At 41.9% G+C, this 234-nt stretch carries 1 rRNA gene; it reads right to left on the reverse strand.

From position 1 onward, the window contains the following. A 5S ribosomal RNA gene (gene rrf / locus AAEY83_RS18620) occupies nucleotides 1-86 on the reverse strand; the annotation flags it as partial. Nucleotides 87-234: the final 148 nt, after the last annotated feature.

Raw genomic sequence — 234 nt, forward strand, 5'->3', positions numbered from 1 at the left:
GGAGCCACACTACCATTGGCGCAACGATGTTTCACTTCTGAGTTCGGGAAGGGATCAGGTGGTGCCATCGTGCTATTGTCGTCAGCAAAGGGGTTTAGATATGAGTCTGTTGTGTGACTTTTAATAAGTATCACTTATCCTAACTGAATCAAGGATAAAGGTGATATCGATATAATGCTTGTCTAACTATAGAACCAAGTTCTGATAGATAGCTACAAACCACTTGGGTGTTGT

It is taken from the genome of Psychrobacter sp. TB20-MNA-CIBAN-0197 (assembly GCF_040309765.1).
Taxonomy (GTDB): Bacteria; Pseudomonadota; Gammaproteobacteria; order Pseudomonadales; family Moraxellaceae; genus Psychrobacter; species Psychrobacter submarinus.